General features: G+C 63.8%; 16 protein-coding genes. 7 read left to right on the top strand and 9 right to left on the bottom strand.

Annotated features, from left to right (window positions below; translation table 11 throughout):
* Positions 1 to 222 precede the first annotated feature (222 nt).
* Positions 223 to 1,113, bottom strand: coding sequence for a hypothetical protein (locus tag ACQPW1_RS22685; RefSeq protein WP_433664706.1), 891 nt, complete (start codon positions 1,111 to 1,113; stop codon positions 223 to 225).
* 575 nt (positions 1,114 to 1,688) lie between these two features.
* On the opposite strand from ACQPW1_RS22685, the gene ACQPW1_RS22680 reads away from it, so the two are divergent.
* The gene (locus ACQPW1_RS22680; protein WP_433664705.1) at positions 1,689 to 3,641 is read left to right on the top strand and encodes a hypothetical protein; all 1,953 of its coding nucleotides are present in this window, start codon (positions 1,689 to 1,691) and stop codon (positions 3,639 to 3,641) included.
* A 620-nt stretch (positions 3,642 to 4,261) separates the two neighbouring features.
* Here ACQPW1_RS22680 and ACQPW1_RS22675 read toward each other — a convergent pair.
* Together ACQPW1_RS22675 and ACQPW1_RS22670 are read right to left on the bottom strand one after the other, a co-directional pair.
* Positions 4,262 to 5,056 carry a PP2C family serine/threonine-protein phosphatase gene (locus tag ACQPW1_RS22675; RefSeq protein WP_433664704.1) on the bottom strand — a complete coding sequence of 265 codons (795 nt, stop codon included), beginning with the start codon at positions 5,054 to 5,056 and terminating at the stop codon, positions 4,262 to 4,264.
* Positions 5,053 to 5,889 carry a sigma-70 family RNA polymerase sigma factor gene (locus ACQPW1_RS22670; protein ID WP_433664703.1) on the bottom strand — a complete coding sequence of 279 codons (837 nt, stop codon included), beginning with the start codon at positions 5,887 to 5,889 and terminating at the stop codon, positions 5,053 to 5,055. The genes ACQPW1_RS22675 and ACQPW1_RS22670 overlap by 4 nt, the downstream gene beginning before the upstream one ends.
* A 248-nt stretch (positions 5,890 to 6,137) precedes the next feature.
* Between ACQPW1_RS22670 and ACQPW1_RS22665 the strand changes: the two genes are divergently transcribed.
* The 6 genes from ACQPW1_RS22665 (at position 6,138) to ACQPW1_RS22640 (ending at position 10,309) form a co-directional block, all read left to right on the top strand.
* The gene (locus ACQPW1_RS22665; RefSeq protein ID WP_433664702.1) at positions 6,138 to 6,545 is read left to right on the top strand and encodes a hypothetical protein; all 408 of its coding nucleotides are present in this window, start codon (positions 6,138 to 6,140) and stop codon (positions 6,543 to 6,545) included.
* Complete coding sequence (locus ACQPW1_RS22660) at positions 6,511 to 6,915, top strand: hypothetical protein (RefSeq protein ID WP_433664701.1); 405 nt, start codon at positions 6,511 to 6,513, stop codon at positions 6,913 to 6,915. The genes ACQPW1_RS22665 and ACQPW1_RS22660 overlap by 35 nt, the downstream gene beginning before the upstream one ends.
* A gap of 36 nt (positions 6,916 to 6,951) precedes the next feature.
* Positions 6,952 to 7,671, top strand: coding sequence for a hypothetical protein (locus ACQPW1_RS22655; RefSeq protein ID WP_433664700.1), 720 nt, complete (start codon positions 6,952 to 6,954; stop codon positions 7,669 to 7,671).
* Positions 7,668 to 8,447 (top strand): SAM-dependent methyltransferase, encoded by a 780-nt coding sequence (locus ACQPW1_RS22650; RefSeq protein WP_433664699.1) that lies wholly within the window; start codon positions 7,668 to 7,670, stop codon positions 8,445 to 8,447. The genes ACQPW1_RS22655 and ACQPW1_RS22650 overlap by 4 nt, the downstream gene beginning before the upstream one ends.
* Positions 8,448 to 8,477: 30 nt before the next feature.
* A complete protein-coding gene (locus ACQPW1_RS22645) occupies positions 8,478 to 8,777 on the top strand; it encodes a hypothetical protein (protein WP_433664698.1) in 300 nt (99 codons plus the stop codon).
* Positions 8,778 to 9,745: 968 nt separating this feature from the next.
* Positions 9,746 to 10,309 carry a hypothetical protein gene (locus ACQPW1_RS22640; protein ID WP_433664697.1) on the top strand — a complete coding sequence of 188 codons (564 nt, stop codon included), beginning with the start codon at positions 9,746 to 9,748 and terminating at the stop codon, positions 10,307 to 10,309.
* A gap of 2,526 nt (positions 10,310 to 12,835) precedes the next feature.
* On the opposite strand, the gene ACQPW1_RS22635 is transcribed toward ACQPW1_RS22640, so the two are convergent.
* From ACQPW1_RS22635 to casA, 6 genes are read right to left on the bottom strand one after another with little or no spacing between them, the layout of a single operon-like run.
* A complete protein-coding gene (locus tag ACQPW1_RS22635; protein WP_433664696.1) occupies positions 12,836 to 13,156 on the bottom strand; it encodes a hypothetical protein in 321 nt (106 codons plus the stop codon).
* On the bottom strand, positions 13,153 to 13,842 hold the full coding sequence (gene cas6e / locus ACQPW1_RS22630) for a type I-E CRISPR-associated protein Cas6/Cse3/CasE (protein ID WP_433664695.1): 690 nt from the start codon (positions 13,840 to 13,842) through the stop codon (positions 13,153 to 13,155). The genes ACQPW1_RS22635 and cas6e overlap by 4 nt, the downstream gene beginning before the upstream one ends.
* Before the next feature lie 4 nt (positions 13,843 to 13,846).
* Entirely contained in the window at positions 13,847 to 14,572 is a 726-nt protein-coding gene (cas5e, locus tag ACQPW1_RS22625) for a type I-E CRISPR-associated protein Cas5/CasD (RefSeq protein ID WP_433664693.1), read from the bottom strand.
* Positions 14,569 to 15,690 carry a type I-E CRISPR-associated protein Cas7/Cse4/CasC gene (gene cas7e, locus ACQPW1_RS22620; protein WP_433664692.1) on the bottom strand — a complete coding sequence of 374 codons (1,122 nt, stop codon included), beginning with the start codon at positions 15,688 to 15,690 and terminating at the stop codon, positions 14,569 to 14,571. Before cas7e ends, cas5e begins: the two co-directional genes overlap by 4 nt.
* Positions 15,690 to 16,367, bottom strand: a complete 678-nt coding sequence (gene casB, locus ACQPW1_RS22615) for a type I-E CRISPR-associated protein Cse2/CasB (RefSeq protein ID WP_433664691.1) — start codon at positions 16,365 to 16,367, stop codon at positions 15,690 to 15,692. The genes cas7e and casB overlap by 1 nt, the downstream gene beginning before the upstream one ends.
* A complete protein-coding gene (gene casA, locus ACQPW1_RS22610; protein ID WP_433664690.1) occupies positions 16,364 to 18,013 on the bottom strand; it encodes a type I-E CRISPR-associated protein Cse1/CasA in 1,650 nt (549 codons plus the stop codon). Before casA ends, casB begins: the two co-directional genes overlap by 4 nt.
* Between the last annotated feature and the right edge of the window lies 1 nt (position 18,014).

Genomic DNA, 18,014 nt, shown 5'->3' with positions numbered 1-18,014 from the left:
CGAGCATGATGCACTAGCGGCCACGTCGACATAGCCGTGTTGCCGGTAACGGTCCGTCGGTAGGACCGACGGACCGTTACGGCTTGTTGGAGCGCCCCTCTCACCTCTCACGCGAGTGCCGCCCTGAATGCCTGGGGCGCAACCGATCTCACATCGCTACGTCCGTCGCCATGGGACGATCTGTGTCGGTCGGCGGGTGGTCCGTTCAGAGACGGCGGCATGTCAATCCATCCACGCGGGATCGCCGAAGCGGTCACGGAACCCGTCGTTCATGTGCTGGAAATCAGGGGCCTGTTGCAGACCGCGTACCCGGGTCGCCGCAAGCCAGCAGTTGTCCGAATCAGACCGCTTGAGAATAAGGTCCTGATGCCACTGGCCGTTCCGCGCGGTAAAGAACGCGCGGAGATAGTTCTCCCCTTTTAGTGACCACTTCCCGAGCCGGTAGTAGGCAGGTGCGTCGAGATCTCCCCACGCCTCGGCGTACTGCTGCTGGTTGGTGTCCATATCGACGATCCGGAGCGTGACGTTGTAGAGCGGATACTCGCCGCTTTTTATGATCACGAAGTTCCGCGCCACCGCTTCGTCGAGATCGAAGTGGTAGAGCATGAAGTACGCATAGGTGTCACCACCGGTCAGCGTCGCCATTCGCCGATACTCATCGTTCTGGTCCTCCAGGAAGAACTGGCGCCGCACCGGGCCCATACGTGGCTGGTCGAGCACCGCGACGCATCGCTCTAGGTGGTACAACTCGACCGCCGCGTTTGTCAGTCCTACCAGCTTGTCGCGCTCGGAGCGGGTCAGCTCTTGGTTGGTGACGAACGCGATGCCATCAGCGCCGTTCTTATCGACGCCGACCAGGTCTGCGAGGAACTTCTTTTTGATCTCTCTGTAGGGCTGTTGCCCGCGGGGAAAGTAGGCGGCCATAATCCACCTCTTCCCGTCGCGCTCTGCGATTGCGTCCCGAGTGCCGTCTGGCCCCCCAAGCGGGTGCGAGGGGTCGAGATTCTTGTACTGCTCGGCAAGCAGGATCTGCGCGGCCAGGCGTTCTGAAAGCGCTTGCGCGTGGGTCCATCCCAGCAACCGATGCCAGGTCTCATCTGGTCGCTTGGACATTTCCGCTGCTACTCCTTGCCTTAGAAGGACATCGCTCCTGCAACCCCGCGCTCACCAGAGCCTAGCCAGCCCGTGGGGTAAGGGATACGCGTCCTCTACCAGCCACGCGGCTCAGCGATTGCAGTCTCGCTATCGGACGGTGCAACCGCGACGGGCTGGCCGGCCAGCGCGGAAAACTCCCGAGATACACGATCGACGGACGAATCGTCTACCAGCTCGGCGACATCCTCGACTGGAACGCGACAAGACTGGCGCGACTGACCGGGGTGTACCTCAATGGCTGACCCGGTACAGGACGCCTACGCCGACTGCATCGATGTCGGATGTCCAGAGCCGAAATGCCTGGCCCCGGCACAGCACTACTGCCGCAACCCGATCAACGGCCGGACGAAAGCGATTGGCTGCCTCGCCCGATACAAGGCCGCCGATGAAGTTGCCTCCGTAGCACGCCGTCGGCCCGCTATGTGAGGATGCCGTCGACGGGAGCGGCGCGCCGACGAGGGTCAAGATTCGTGTCCGGTGATAATGGCGCGTGGACGAGGGTGCGCTGTCAGAACTTGCGGAGGTGCTCGGCGATGCAATCACCAGCCGATGTAGATCATTGGCTGTCCGAAATGATCGCGGTTCTCGATTCTCGATTCACCGTCTATGTCGAACCGATGACTCTGCCGGCGGCTACTGCCGAGTTGCTGGCATGGCTCGACGACCACCGTCAGTTCATCAGTGCACAGTACGACGACTGGCAATCAATGCTCGACGATTTCCGCGACGCCTTCACCGCAGCTGGGCCCAAACTGCGGCGTGCCGTAGAGCACTGGTATCAGACAGTCGAGTCCCAGTTCGTGACACTGTTCACGATCTCGATCGATGCCAACGGCACAACGTCGCCATCGATCGATGAGCAGACGCGGGTCACGACGCGCTCGGCCGCAGCAGCGCTCCAAGCGCATCTCGGCTCGGACCAACCGGTCAAAGCAGCGTGGGTTGATCTTCAGCAGGCATGCATGAGTCTCACACAATCGGTCGAAGACATCGAGTTCAAGCGGAAATGTCTGTGGGCTCTTGCACAGACCCGCCGCCAAGACACCAGCAGCAGGTTCGGGCTGAGACGCCAACTTGTCGAAGTGATGAGAGGCATCAAAACGACGCGCCCTCCCGAGCAACAACATCCTCAACCCGCAGAGTCTGCGATTTCGACCCCAGATGTTGTCTCCCCCCATCAGGCTGACGCGCTTGCCTGGTGGCAACGTGCGCAGTTGTGTGAGCAGATCTTGCTACGCAGCCCACGAAAGGCGGATTGCATAGTCTGGCTGCGGTTTGCCTCAGCCTATTCGTACCAAGATGAGGTCACCCACGGGCAAGTCACGCTGTACATTGCCCAACGGCTCGGCGCGTCCGTCGGACATCCCGAGTGGGCCCACAACTTCACCGTCGTCCCTCATGAAGTCCTCGACCTTCCCCCAGCCACTGAGGAGAACGACAGGCTGGGGTGGGCGAGCGAGCCGGGCATGGTCTACGCGCGAGTCTTCCTGCCCGACATCGAGATCCATCTCGCCCCGGTACAGGCATCGACGCTTGTCTCAGCGCTGGTTCAGGTCAGTGAGCCACACCCCGAGACCTGGTCCTTGCTCGAAGGGCACCTGTTATTCGCCGACGATCACCTGCTCACCTCGTGGGGATGGTGGCCCAGCGACCTCCCCGACCTCCCGCCACAGTTTCCATTCAATGACGCTGTGTCCAGACGCATCGAACTCATGGACAGCACATCTCGTTCGCTCGACACGGCAACGGTTGAACAGCTTGCCGCTGCCCTCGCGCTCAGCAACGCGCTCAAGCGTGCCCGGGATGAAGGCGCCGAAGCGACAGTCATGGCGGCAGTCCGCGCCATCGAACATGTCAATGCCTGGGCCGTTGGTGGCCGAAGCGCCTGGGCCAACTTCGCATGCACGTACTTCAAGAAAGCAACAGCCCGCGCACAACTCGTCGCCTTCCTGGGCGACTTTGCCCAGACTGCCACCACCGAAGTACCAGATCCCTCTCCAGACGCTGACACACCACCGCCGGACCTCGGTGACATCCACGAAGACCTGTGGACGAGTTCCGCAGGCGTCGACTACTTCAACGTCAAGAAGGCCATCGCGCACCTCACCCGGCTGCGGGAAATCTATCAACAGCATTGGCTGCACCGCGGGCTGGCCGAAATGGAATCCGTATTCGCGTCCGGCCGCGCCGTCGCAGCACGACTCGACACCTACGGCCGCCGTTTCGACGCTCACCTCAGACGCCTCAAACGGATCCGCAACGCAACGGTTCACGGCGGCCCCGTCACACCCGACTCCTGCGAATCCGTTGCAACTTTCGCCTACCACCTCGGTCACTTCTGCCTCAACCAAGTCATCACTGCCTACCTCACCGGCACCGATATCGCTGTCCACTTGGACAACTTCCGTGAGCAAGAGATGGAACGACGCCACAAGATCGAGGCAGATAGCGCATACGACGAACTGTTCGTGGCCTCGCCCATATGATCGCGTTTGCCATCGGAACAGGTTCCTCACCTATGAACCGGTGTCGCAACAGCCCCGCAGTCGCTCTCTCATACCAGGACCGATGGCCTGCCAGTCCATGCTCCCTCGACGTGTTTCGCAGGGGCTAGGATCGCTGACGCGGGGTTACCCCAGGATTTGCTGGACTGTCGGCTGGTAGCACGCCATAGCACGTTTTGTAGCACGAATTGAGCCCGATTTGTGCCGATACGGACCGATGTACACCGATGTAGAGCAGTGCCACGATTGGAGCGAAATGCCCTGCAAGACAAGGGATCAGACGCCTGGACGTGCGGGGCTGCGACGCCCGGCTAGAGGGCTGGCGTGATCACGACGCGGAATCACTGCCGGTTGCGGTGAGCTGTCGGTCATGGCCAGCACCCGGCGCAACGAGCTGATCCATCGGCTCCTCGCCGGACGCTGCGAGATTTGCAAGGCCACAACGGATTTGGATCATCGAGACCGTGCTGACAGAGCGGATGCCAAGGTGGATCACGACGTCAGATTTCGCCGACACAACACCTCGTCGCAACCGGAGCGGAGGACCGAGACAACTTCGACGGTGAGATCCCAGGAATGAGCGGCGCGAGTGCAGCCGCCGATCACGCGTCCAGAGTAGCGACGGCGATCGACTTATCGTCATGTCGTTTTGAGCGGGGCTGCAGCTGCCCGCAAGGATCGATCTCAGTTTCCCATCTCTGGCATCGGGTCAGAAGTTGGGCCAGTCCGCAGGCATCCATCCGAGCGACTTCGGCCCACGAAACGTTCAACGGGCCAAGAGGGTTCGAGGCACCGTCGGTTGCGAGTACGACCCAGTCGATCTCGTGGAGCCGGTAATTGGTAACGAGCGCGTGGTCGGCCGCGGACGGGTCGGCCTCAGCGATCCAGTAGCCGCCTGGTTGATTGCGATGGTTCCGTTGCTTGCGCTGCAACGACCGCAGCAAGTTGTAGTGATGCTCGTCGTACCCGCTCCCGGAGGCGAGCCGTTGCCGGTATTGCTCAGACTCCGGGAGATTGAGCTCGGCCATACGCCGGTCGGTGATCAGGTCGGCAGAACCGTTGCGCCCAACCACAATCGGCGAGTCGCCGAGGACGAGTAGATCCACGGTCCCTGGGTTCGTGCGCAGGACCGAGACAGTGCTGGTCGGTGCGTGCTCCGGCTCGAGCCGGAGCTGGTCCGCTGTTGCTGCGATGGCGTCGGAGAGGACTGTCCGAAGATCCTGGCTGCTGCCGAGTCGGCGGTTGAGTTCCTCGGCGAGCACGTCGACGTATGCACTCGCTGAGGGCATGTCTGGATCGAAGGTGGTTGCTCCATCCAGCATGACGACGCCATGGGCGGAGACGATCACCCGATCATCGCCCGACTGGGCCGGCAGTTGCGCGGTGGCGATGTTCATCCGAGGTCCGAGTAGGGGCCGACGATAAGCCTGCTGTCGGTAACAGCGAAATCGGTGGTGAAGTCACATTCGACCACGCCGCTGAGGAAGGTCGAAGTCGGCGCGAACACCTCGGATAGATGCTGATCGAGCCAGCGTGCCACCCCGAGTGACCCGATGCTCGTAATGCCAGCGATGTGCACGACGACTCGCCCGCCTTCCTGCCGTCGTGAGAAGTATCCGATATCGATTCGCCTCGCGCCATCGCGACGATAGGGCGAGCCATAGCTCTGACCTGTCCGCGAATCGGTGATCGACCAACCGTCCTTGTCGGTCCGCTGGAAACTGAGGACCGGATCGTCGTCGAGCAAGCGGCGTGCGATCGGAGCGGATTTCGGCCCGCAGATGACAACCAGATCCCCGGCAGGCAGGTCCGCGCGATCCTGATCGATCGCAAATCGACTACTGGCCAACGCAAGTCGCGTTACTGTGGCCTCGATTGCTTCTTGCGCAGCCTGATCGTTGGCGTCGAAGAACGGGCGTTCGCGCCCTTCTTCGAACCCGAACCGTCGAGGGATTCCCACCGCGACGGGACCGACGCCGAAGAAGGCGCGTTCAGCAGGTGGTGCGCTGGCCTTGATCTGGCTGATGCGGCCCTTCGTGAGACCGAACCGTTCGGCGATGTCGGTATAGCTCATCCCGCCTCGGTGAGCTTCCTCGATAGCAGCCTTGCGAAGCCGCGCAAGCTCTGTAGCCCGCTGCTGGTAAACGATCATCAACTCCGAAGCCCGCTGGCCACGACGGATGGGATCCGGGTCGTTCCGGACCTGTTCGAAGTCATCCGCCTGCGTCACGGCTCCGAGTTTAGAGGCCCTTGACGCTGTTTCCTGCTAGGCGTAGCCTCCTGATTTAGCCCCCCTAAACACATTTTTCCAGCATCATCGGATTGATGTTTAGGGGGGTAAACAGCAGGTATTCCCGTTACCGCCGCGACCAGGGGGGCTTGATGACTGCGCCAGCTGTAACCGCCGAAGTACTCGGGGCGTGCCACTACCTCCGCACAGTCGGCCGGCTCCCGTGTCACGTGGACGGGAACGGGTTGTTGAGTCTCCCGATCGGCGGCAATGTTCAGGCGCTGCTGATCGGCGAGCACTGGGGACGTCAGCTCAAAGAACAGCTTGGCTTGAGCGGGATAGCCGGGCCGGTCGTGGCGCACCCATACAAGCGCCAGGCGTTCCTGGCTAACGGGCCGCTCGACGCGGCCCAGATGCTTCGGGACTACCTCTATGCGATGTACCGGTCGAACTCGATGCTGGCACCTCCCGGCCGCCCCCTGGTCCTGCCGACTCCTGGCAATGGGCGCTGCGGTTGGGACTTGCCGGTGCGTGATCATTTCAGGCCCGCGTTGAGTTCGGTCCTCGCGGCGTTGCATGCCTGCGTTGAGCGTGAGGATCGTAAACAGATCGGAGAGTTCCGTGAGGCTTCACATCACATCCAACTCCCAAGGTGAGGCGGTCTGGTGGATCGACCACCGCCAGATCTGGATGGACAGCGTGCGTGACTGCCGCGAGGGCATCGAACTTGCCCCCGCCTATCGGATAAGGATGGACGGGACGCGAGTCGAAATACCCAACGGCGCACCAGGTCACGTCTATTTCGGGGAAGCTGCCGAACGCCCGCCGCTGTCGTTCGTTGAGGACCTGCTGCCCGAGCATCACGACTTGTGCGTGTTGGTTGAAGCCGCGTTTTTCGATGCGACCGAACCCCAGGACCAATTGCGTCTGCTCAACATCGATCCGATGGCCGGTGATTACATCACCGACGAGTGGCGCCTGGACGAGATCCACGAATTCGCCGTCTCCGCAAGGCAAGTTGCGTAACTGCCCGCCACCACGAATCACGGAGAGGACACCGCCATGGGTATCGAGGACGACGACGATTGCCAAGGGGCATGCCCGTGGCTGACGTGTCACCATCCGCCGTTCGAGATGCAAACGGTGGACGCGGTATGGCGTGTGTTTCGCAGCCATGAGACCCATCCCGGATGCTGCCGACAACGCAAACTCTCGATGGCGGAGTTGGCGCGCCTGGGACGGATCGATCCCGACAGTATCGCTCTCACCCGCAAACACCAGCGCGCCCCGGCACTCCATGAGGCGCAGGCGAAGGGGCTACGAAAGTGCAACCCGGTCAAGCTGTCTCGCGGTCATGGACATGTTCCGGAGTACGTCATCTCCTCGCCGGCCGAATCCGGCGCGAAGCTCGCCCCGAGGCTGTTCCTGGCGACCATTCGCCAGCGCTTTCCCGCATCTCTCACCGAAATCGGCCTGGACGACGGCGACGTGATGCCAACACAGGCACTGATCATCGGCCCACCCCTGCCTGCACTAGGTATCTCTTTGCACACCAACGGAAGGCAGGCGTACCTCGATCCCGCGACCGACACCAGCGCCGCCTTCATCACCGCCTGGTACGCGCGAACATTCCCGACTCCCGGACTGACGCTTTACCACCTCGACACCGACACCACCACCACCCTCACCCCCGAGACCACAGCGCTGTCCATCCTCGCTGAACTGAGCTCGGCCCGTGGTCATACGCGCGCAGCGACCATCTATCGGCGCAACCCGCTATGACCCGCGAACCGGATCTCAATCCCAATGTGCCTGCCTCCGCGCGTATTTGGAACTGGCTGATCAGCGGTAAGGATAGCTACGACGTTGACCGCGAAGTGGTGGAGCGGATGCTCGCCATCGCACCGGACACCAAAACACTCGCCTGGTTCTGCCGCGACTTCCTCAGTCAGGCAGTGCAATCGGTCGCTGAGGCTGGTGTGCGGCAGTTCATCGACCTCGGCGCGGGAATGCCTACCTACCCCAACGTGGGGGAACTAGCCCGCAAGATCGAGCCGTCCACTCGGATTCTCTATGTGGACAACGACCCGCTCGTGCACGCGCATTGTGACGCGCTGCTGACCGGCTGGGTCGGCACAAAAGCACTCAAGGCCGATATCAGATGGCCGCATCTGGTCGACACAATCACGGCCGCGTCGGTGATCGACTTCGCTGAGCCGGTCGCGATCCTGATGACCCAAGTCCTGGACTACGTGAGCGCCGACGAGCAGCCCGAGGAGATCATCAGGGCACTGCGTGAGGCGATGGCACCGGGCAGCTACCTCGTGATCACCCACGCCAGCGACAAATCCCACGCCGATCTTCGCCACCAGATGATCACCCACACCAAACACTCTCCGGCGCTGCCAACGTTCCGATCGGCCGAGCAGATCGAACTGCTCATCAAAGGGTTCGACATCCTGGAGCCCGGCTTGGTGCCGGTACAGCAGGCACTGGACTCGGAGCTGCCGGAGACCGGGCTCGTCGTTCTGTCCGCAGTATGCAGACTGGAAGGTTGAATCATAGTGCGCAAGAACAGGGTCAAGCTCGTGACGGAGCTCTACTCGCTCGAAATGATCCCCGACCCACCCAGGGGTGCGGGACGCGGCACCCCGATAGGTGACGAGGGCACGCTAGCGGAGGTATCCGAGCGGCTGAGGATAACGGCGAGGGTCTTCCGCAATGGCAAGTGGTTGGATCGCGACCGGTACCGCGCCGAACTCGAGAACGGCTTCTTTATCTTCCGTGTCGTCCAGATCCAGCGAGACGCCGAAACCCTTTTCCCGCAAACTATTTCCGCACCTACCGAGGACGGCGGCCACTCCGGAGGTGAAACGAATGAACACTAACCCCGCTGCGCGCGTCGATGCTCCCGACCAACCCCAGTACGCGAAGTCCGGCATGGGGGCCGAGATCGCTGTCCTTGATGCATTGGCCTCCGGAACAGTCCGCACGATAGGTCAGCTCGCGACAGAGGCACGGCTCACAACCGGGTCCGCTCGCGGTGCTGTAACCCGGCTCATACACCGGGGGCTGATCGTGCCACGTGATACCGCCGCACGTCGCGGTGCCTACCAGATCACCCAACGCGGACAATCCGCCCGAAAAGTAAAGGGTAGGCGGGTCCGATGAGCGGAAACCGACAGCTCTCGGATACCTCCGCAAAGACGTATCCGGGCAGTCTCAGTCCTGGGACGAAACCCAGATCCGAATCCTCGCAAAGCGACTCGGCCGGAGTTGGCCGACGCTACGATGCGGACCGATGTACACCGATGTAAAGCAGTCTCACGATTGGAGCAAACTGCCCTGCAAGACAAGGGATCAGACGCCTGGACGTGCGGGTCTGTGACGCCCGGCTAGGGGCTGGTGTGATCACCATGCGAGATATTGCGGCCTAGTACTGCAACGGCACTCGCGTGATTTGGTGCTGGTGGATCTGGTGTGTGGTGTTGGATCGCGCTGTGGCCGAGCCGGATTCGTTGATGTCGCGGGTCAAGGGCGGTTCACGAGGAGTCATCAAGAGCGCCCTCCTCGCACTAACCTCCGCCGCAGAACTCGGAACCGAGTGGAATCGGGCTACCAAACGTCACCGTGGAGATTTGGATCGGCTCATATCCTGACGAGCCCGAATCGGTGGCGGCCCAAACCAGGACCAGGCCCGGCCTCCGAATCCCCAGCGGACCGGGCCCAGTCACCTCACTCGGAACACCGCCCTGCCATCGGGTACCGCGTCATACTGAGCACACGGAACGGGGGGTGTCTCGTGATCAGCGTTCTCATCGCAGCTGTCGGAATCTTTGGCACGGCGATCGGATCTGTGCTGACCGCGTCCATCTCGGCGAAGGCCGAGGGGCGGCGGCAGGTCGCGCTGGAGCGACACCAGATTCGAGAAGAACAGCTACAGCAGGACCGACAGCTGCGCGAGTTGCGGCTCGAGCACCTTCGATGGCGTCGTGAACGGCGCCAGGGTGCCTACCTCGAACTGCTCACGAACATGAGCACCGCGGACCGAGCCAACCAGCAGTACTTCCGCGAACTACTAGCCGCGCCACAGTCGGTGCCGACCGACGAAGCCCGGTTAGAAGGAATCCGCGGACTCTTCAAGGCCGCGGAACACACCACCTACAAGGTCGTCCTGGAAGGACCGGCCAGTGTCGCCGAGATGGCGCAGGAGTTGATCGCTCAGCTTGGTGTCCTGGTGAGCGCAGTCCGCGATTACGCACGGGCACATGCGAGTTCGACATCTGATGTCGTAGTACACCGCAGTATCGTCGAGTCAGCCGGGCAGAGCTTCCTCGCGGCACAAAGCATGTTTCTCGGGACCGCCCGCACGGCGCTCGACGAGGTCGTCGACGCGACTCGAGACGAACGTCAAACCTAGTTGAGAGTCGGGCTCGCGGATCATCCCCGCGTGCGCGGGGAGCACGTTGTTCATCGCGTAGCGACGCCATCGGCGCCCGGATCATCCCCACGTGCGCGGGGAGCACTCCGCACGGCGACGCTCGCGGTCCGCGGCCTGCGGATCATCCCCGCGTGCGCGGGGGAGCACTGAGAAGCACACAAGTAGGGCTGTCTGCCTACCGGGTCATCCCCGCGTGCGCGGGGAGCACTCGGTCGAGATACTTTGTTGCGGACGTGCGGCCGGATCATCCCCGCGTGCGCGGGGAGCGCTGCTGCGGCCGTCGTCCCAATGCGCCCAATTGCGGATCATCCCCGCGTGCGCGGGGAGCGCATGCTCAACGGAATTGGCTGGGGTGGAAAGCAAGGATCATCCCCGCGTGCGCGGGGAGCGCGCAACGTCCGACTCGATTAGGACAGCGTGCGCGGGGAGCGCCAACCCGCGCATCTGGCGCATTTCGATTTTGAAGGATCATCCCCGCGTGCGCGGGGAGCGCGACAGACCGGGACCGTTCGGGCCGTAGATCGTCGGATCATCCCCGCGTGCGCGGGGAGCGCTAGATCAGGGCGGTGTTGTACAACAGCCCGCGCGGATCATCCCCGCGTGCGCGGGGAGCGCCCGATGATGACGATGCGCCCGGTGTCGGGTGCCGATCATCCCCGCGTGCGCGGGGAGCGCCTGCTGACCGGTTCAGAGGTGTACGCCAAGGGCGGATCATCCCCGCGTGCGCGGGGAGCGCCAGGCGGTGTAATCCGCCCACCACGCGGCTTCCGGATCATCCCCGCGTGCGCGGGGAGCGCCAACTCCTTGTCGACCTGAGCGATCACGGTGCAGGATCATCCCCGCGTGCGCGGGGAGCGCTTGGGGGTCCATCAACCAGTATGTGGTTGTTCCGGATCATCCCCGCGTGCGCGGGGAGCGCGCCCTGGTCCTGCTCGTCCCGCTCGTCATCCCAGGATCATCCCCGCGTGCGCCGGGAGCGCCCGCGGAGGCAAGGCCCTGGCCCTTCAGGTCGCGGATCATCCCCGCGTGCGCGGGGAGCGCCGGTGGCAGCCGATCGCCTGGTGCCCATTCGCCGGATCATCCCCGCGTGCGCGGGGAGCGCCGGGATAGACCGGCGCGGTCATCGCTGCCCCACGGATCATCCCCGCGTGCGCGGGGAGCGCTTCGGTCTCCGTGGCTACGTCGATCACTGCCACGGATCATCCCCCCGTGCGCGGGGAGCGCGAAGGGCCAGTATCGGGATGCTCCGGTCTGGCAGGATCATCCCCGCGTGCGCGGGGAGCGCGTGTCATCGGTGGGCGGCAGTTCCAGCGACGCCGGATCATCCCCGCGTGCGCGGGGAGCGCTGATTAGTTCTCGTCTTCGGTGAGTTCGAGGGCGGATCATCCCCGCGTGCGCGGGGAGCGCTGCTCGAAGAAACTCAGTGCCGCGTCGCCGACCGGATCATCCCCGCGTGCGCGGGGAGCGCGAGAAGCGGGGCCACATGGTCGTGGTGGGCAGCGGATCATCCCCGCGTGCGCGGGGAGCGCGTTGGTGATCGCCGGGCCGATGAAAATGGCCTCGGATCATCCCCGCGTGCGCGGGGAGCGCTATCCGGTCGTGGCGTTCTCCTGGTGATACGGCGGATCATCCCCGCGTGCGCGGGGAGCGCCTGCATGTTTCGGGTCCGCCCTCGCTCGCGGTCGGATCATCCCCGCGTGCGCGGGGAGCGCCGGTGCAACACCTGACCGAACAGCCCGCCATGCGGATCATCCCCGCGTGCGCGGGGAGCGCCTGCGCCGCGCTCTCGACAACCACCACACCCGCGGATCATCCCCGCGTGCGCGGGGAGCACCTCGTCGAGGTCGGGAAGGATCTTCAACGCGGAGGATCATCCCCGCGTGCGCGGGGAGCACGTCACCAGCGAGCCCGCGCTGCCCTTGCCTTCCGGATCATCCCCGCGTGCGCGGGGAGCACCCATGCCGCGATCGAGCGCGGGCAACTGCACCGGATCATCCCCGCGTGCGCGGGCGGCACAGCTGAGAACGCTGGCGAGATCGCAAGCCTCGCGGATCATCCCCGCGTGCGCGGGGAGCACGCCCGCTGGACCAACGTGCAACTCTCAGAAGGCGGATCATTTCCGCGTGCGCGGGGAGCACCCGGTGCGGTTCGGCCTCGGCCTGCTCGGTGACGGATCATCCCCGCGTGCGCGGGGGAGCACGGAATAGGTGTGGTGAACCGGCCGGTCAGCAGCGGATCATCCTCGCGTGCGCGGGGAGCACGCCGTAGACGATCATTCGGCCGCGCGGCAGTGCGGATCATCCCCGCGTGCACGGGGAGCACGCCGGTTCGGTGGGGTCGGCCAAGCACAGCTCCGGATCATCCCCGCATTCGCGGGGAGCACCCCGCGCGGATCAGGTGGCGAGCATGATGGCGATCGGATCATCCCCGCGTGCGCGGGGAGCACCTCTGGCCGCCAAGCGGTCGATCCTGCAGTCGTGCACGAGTGTTCGTCACTGCTTGTGCTTAGGCATCCAGCAGCCGCGAAGATCGTGACAGAGCAACGCCGTGCGCGTAGTACCGTACGCCGCGCTCACCAACCCATACCACTGTCGATCCGCTATCTGACATCAGCGAAATCGCTTGGTGGGTAATGGTTGTCCCCGGGCCCAGCAACAACACACCGACCGACGCGGCGGGAATGTGGGTGGTGCCGCGTTCGTCGATCGCCGTTATCGCGTTACTGTCCCGATTGACCACACACCTATCCAGGTAGAGGAATGCGATCCGGTCTGAGATCCGCACCAACTCCTTGGACTCCGAGGTACGACGCCCGATGGTGCTCATTGCGGACTGTCGGGCGTGGCTGGGTAGGCGAGAGTGAGTAGCCCGCACCCGTAGGATTTGGCTCGTCCGATACCGAAGGTGAGTGAATTCTTCAGTGCGGCAACGTCGGTGACCTCCAGCAAACCCTCGAACGTTGCGGTGGAGATCGTGACACGACCGTCGCCTCGGCTGAATCGCCGTACACCACGGTCGGTGATAACGAGTTCGACTTCGCCGTCAACTGCGTTGTCTGCTTTGCGGGGCAGGATCTGGAATCCGAGTCGTGGGGTGCGGTCGAGTAGCCATTGTTCTTGCTGGCGGATGGTGACGTGGCCGAGTGGTTTCGTGTCGGTCCAGCCTTCGCGGCGGGCGGAGTGGACGGGGTTGGCGGTGAGTCGGAATTGCCATTGTTGGCCGAGGGTCAGTCGGTCGAGTAGGCGGTCATACGGTTTGGTGTCCCATGTTTCGGTGGTGGGCCAGCCTGCTTGTTCGATGATGTGGGTGAAGTCGGGTTTGTCGGGGCTGGCGACGAACAGGATCACCCGGTGCGGTCCGTAGTTGTCCAGGCGCCACAGGATTCGGCCTTCGCCGCTGGGGGTTGCGTCGGCGAATCCGCTGCACACTGCGGCGTGCAGGACTTGCGGGGACGACAGCAGTAGCCGCGCGCCGCGGCGGCGTGGGTTGATTTGCATTCTGGTCAGGAACATCGCGTTATGCCTCCAGGACCGACATGGCGTGGTGTTCGGTGACCGGTGCTGTGGTGCCGTGCGGGTTGGGGATTTTCACGGTGCCGCGCACGATGTTGCGCCATTCGTACTGGCGATGGTTCGGGTCGAAACTGACTGGGGTGTCATGGATTGCCTCCGCGGTGAGTTCCCCTTCGGCCGCGTCGCGGACGGTCGCCAGGGTGACGAGGGTGTCACGGGTGCGTTTCTGGACTCGGGTGCTGGCCAGCCATGGCCGGGTGGCCAGTGCGGTGTCGAGGTCTGTATCGAAGACTCCGAGCGCGATCGGGCCGGCGGGCGGGCACGAGCGGCGTCCGAGGTAGAGCGGGAACTCGGGGCTGCGGAGCGCGGCGTCGATGGTGGTGACGAGATCATGCTCACCTTCGAGCACGGCGAGGTAGGCGGCATCGGAGATGTAGTACCGATACGACAGCGGCAACGGGGTCCAGCTGGTAGATCCGTCACGTTCGCGTTTGGGCTTTTGCGCGGTGTGGAAGTCGCGCAGAAGTTGGCCGGGTTGATCGAGGCGGACACCGAATCGCAAGCCCAGCAACGATTCGAGAGGATCGGTGCGACGTAACCCTTTGGCTGCGGCGACGAGTCCGAGGACGCCGCTTTTGGTGGGTGCGGTTTCGGTGTCGCGTCGCACGAATTTGCTGCTGGCGCCCCAGGATTGCAGGGGTCCGGCCAGCCGCAGCGCGACGACGCTCACTGCTGGTCTCCGAGCCTTGCCTCGACCAGCGCCGCGAGCTGGTTCACCAGGTCGGCGAAGCTGACGTTGCTACCCAGGTCGTCCAGGGCTGCGGTGTCCGAGCCCAGGCGGGTCACCCAGCCGGTGACGGGGGTTTCGTTGTAGGCGCGCTGGATCTCTCGTGCTTCGTCGCGCAGTGCGTCGGCTGCTCGTTTGACCCGACCGCCGGTGCTGGATTCGCGGATCGGGTGTTCGAAGGCTCCGACCAGGTTGATCGGCTGGCTGTCGCGGACCAGCACGACGACGGCTTCGGGCAGGGTCCGGTTGGCGAAGGTGTTTTGTTTGCCGGTCGGCATGGACCGCACGAACGAGCTTACGAATGCCTGGACCGCGCGCCGGGTGGCTTCGCGGTCACCGAGGTTGTCGTTGAGGCGGTCGACGTCGATGGTGGCGTACCGGTACAGGGTTGAGGAGTTGAACTCGACGGTGCCGATCATCGCGGCACCGGTCTCGTCTTCGCCGATGTGGTCGTCGACGGCGGTGAAGTAGTCGAATTCGGTCTCGACCGGGTGGACGCTGATGGCGTGGGCGACCTGGACTGCGGCGTCGACGTTGAGGTCGGCTTGGTCGGCGACCATGCGGCCGAACAACGCGATATCGACCGAGTGGTCACGGTCTGCGAGGTCTTTGACTTTGGCTTCTCGCAACGCTTTAGCGACGTCGTCGGTGGCGGCTGCGGCAACAGCGGCTTGGGCCAGCGCCGTGATTTGATGCTTGCTGAAGAACACCAGGTATCCGGCCTCGTTGGTGGCGTCCTTTTTCGGCGGTTTGACCTTGATTCCGATCTCGGTCATCACCGCGGTGGCCAGTTCGAGGGAACGTGGCTCCAGATCGGGTGCGCGGGAGGTGATTTCGGCACCGAGGAGCTCGACCACGCGTCGTGTTCGCACGCCGAGTTCGGACTGGTCGAGGTGGTCGTCGAACGCGACGCGGGTGGCGCGTTTCCAGGCTTGGCTCGAGACTCGTGCGCGGCGCACTCCGCCGTAGATGGCGGTTTTCGGGCTGCCGGTGTCGTCGCGGTTGAGGTTGCTCGGTGGCACGGTTTGCAGGATGTGCAGCTCGATCAGGGTTCGGTTCATCAGCTCGGGTCCTTTTCGATGGTCAGCGTCGGGGTGGGTTCGGGTTCGACATCGCTGGGTGCCGGGGTGCGGTAGAACTCGCGTCCCCAGGCGAGTCGCACCTGTTGGGCACGCCCCGGCGTGAGCAGGCCGGTGATGTCGTCGGCGAGGCGGGCGTAGTCGAATCCTTGTTTGGCGGTACGTAATTGCGTCACGAGCCCGCGGATGTGCGTCAGCACCTCGCTGATGGACTGGGCGGTAGCGACCGCCATGAATCGACGCGTGACTGCCTCGGCGCTTCGGCCTTCGGATTGCGCAAGGTTTCCCACCGCCCGACCGAACGACACCTGTGAGAGGTGGGCTCGCACCGACATCGACTGCTGGTGTGCGGCGAACAGCGTCAGTGTCGCGTGCGCGGCCTGCTCGGCGATGCTGGGCTCTGAATCATCGAAGCCGTCTTCACCGTGTAGCGAGGTGGGCACCGCGGCGATGGTCGAGTCCCATATCTCGGGGACACTGCCTGCCGATTTTCCTAGGCCGCGGCGTAGCTTGGCTAGCTCCGCTCGGGCGAGCGGGGATCCGCGGAGGTATTCCTCCTGCAGCCTGTTCAGCCGCCAGTCCAGGGCCGCACCCAGCAGACCTAGACGTCGCCGAGCCGGTTTGGCTGGTGCTTGTTGTTCGTTCTCGACGGTACTCACGCCACCACCATCTCCTCTGATGTTGAGTCGTCAGGCTGGGTATCGGTGAGAGGTAACGCTTTTCGCAACGCCGATCGCAGCCACGACTCGGCTCGCGAGACGTTGACCAGTTGCCCTCGAACCTCGCGTCCGACCCATGCGGCAGGCGAGGCGGCCGACACTAGTTCCGCGACAACGGGATACGTTGCGGCTCGGACAGCGTGTTGCCACTGTGCCCGCGCTTCGCTCAGGTCGGCACCGGGGCTCAGTGACACCAACCACTCGCGGTATCGGCTGTCCAGAGTCGCGTACAACCGCTCTCGTGCTCGGTCACCAGCACCTGACTTGGGGGCAGCGCCAGCGGCTTGGGCGATGTTCTCCGCGAAGCTCCATACCGCGAATGCCGCACGCTCGGCATCATCGACGGCATTCGTCGCCGTCTGCCCTGCGGCAGGTTTGTCCTGGCGCAGCAAGATCACGGGAATCGGGAGCAGGTCCTCGACGATCTCGGCGAACGTAGCACTCTGTGCACCGTATTCGGCACCCACGATCCGCACGCGTGGCGTATATCGTTCCGGCAAAAGGTCTTTGGATCCGAGGTCCCCGATCCACTGCAAGACTCCCGGCGCCAACCGCGGCTGCGGATCTCCCCCATGGCTAGTTCCGCGACCGGAGACCGTCGGCAGCATAGCGCCGATACCGCGCCATACCGAACGCTCCGGATCATGAGTCAAGGGCATGTAGACGACAGTTTTGTGTTTCTTCGACTGCGGTTCGCTGTAACGCCAGCAGGTGTGCGGGTCCATGTCGTGACGGTTCTGCGGCACGATCCGATCGCCGTTGGCCAGCACGACCCCCGTTACCCCGGTTCGGTCCCCCACCAATCGGATTCGACGAGTCTGCCACGTATACAAGTCGATCGCCCCGTTCGGCGGACGCTCCTTCCACACCGCCGAATCAGGATCGCGTTCCCACGGCGGAATATCATGAGCCCCGCCGATACTGACGTACGGGTTATCTTCGTAGGCAACAAGATTCAGCAACAACGTCTCCCGCAGATTCTCACCCTGCGGCAGCACTCCCCCGATCTGACCCGACCAGCCGGTGCCGATCGGATACCCCTTGCCGTGCTTGACACTGCCATCGCCGATAGCACCGGACTTGATACCCGACGGGTCGAACGCGTGCGCGTGCACCAACCAGCGCGCCGCCTCCGACGCCTCGATCCGCCGAAGACTCACCGCAGACCGAGTGGTGAAGAAGGGCTGCCCGTTCGGCACATCCGCGACGATCTTCTCCAGCCCCGACACCTCCCCCTTCTCGGTCTGCAAACCCGCGACCTGGAAGAACGGTGCCTCAGTGGCGAACAGGTCGAACCGAGGACGCAACGGATCGACATAGGCGCGCACACGATCCAAGGGCAGCCCGTCCGAAGCCCACAACTCAGCCCACCCATCCGCGTCGGTCGGCCCGTCGAGTGCCCGATGGATGATCGCCAGCAACAGGCGCGTGATCGCGAACCCCTGAGTCGGCACCTCCCCACCGATCGTCGTCAAATCCGTTGCCTGCTCCATCAATTCGAGAATCGATAGCTCCCGCTCACGACCGTCGCGACCGAGCGCGACGATCCACGGCTCGTCGAGCAGACTGAATCCTGGTCTATTCATG

It is taken from the genome of Nocardia sp. CA-128927 (assembly GCF_050955855.1).
Lineage (GTDB): Bacteria > Actinomycetota > Actinomycetes > Mycobacteriales > Mycobacteriaceae > Nocardia.
The sequence above is the reverse complement of the archived record's forward strand: the minus strand, read 5'-3'. Positions and strand labels throughout refer to the sequence as shown.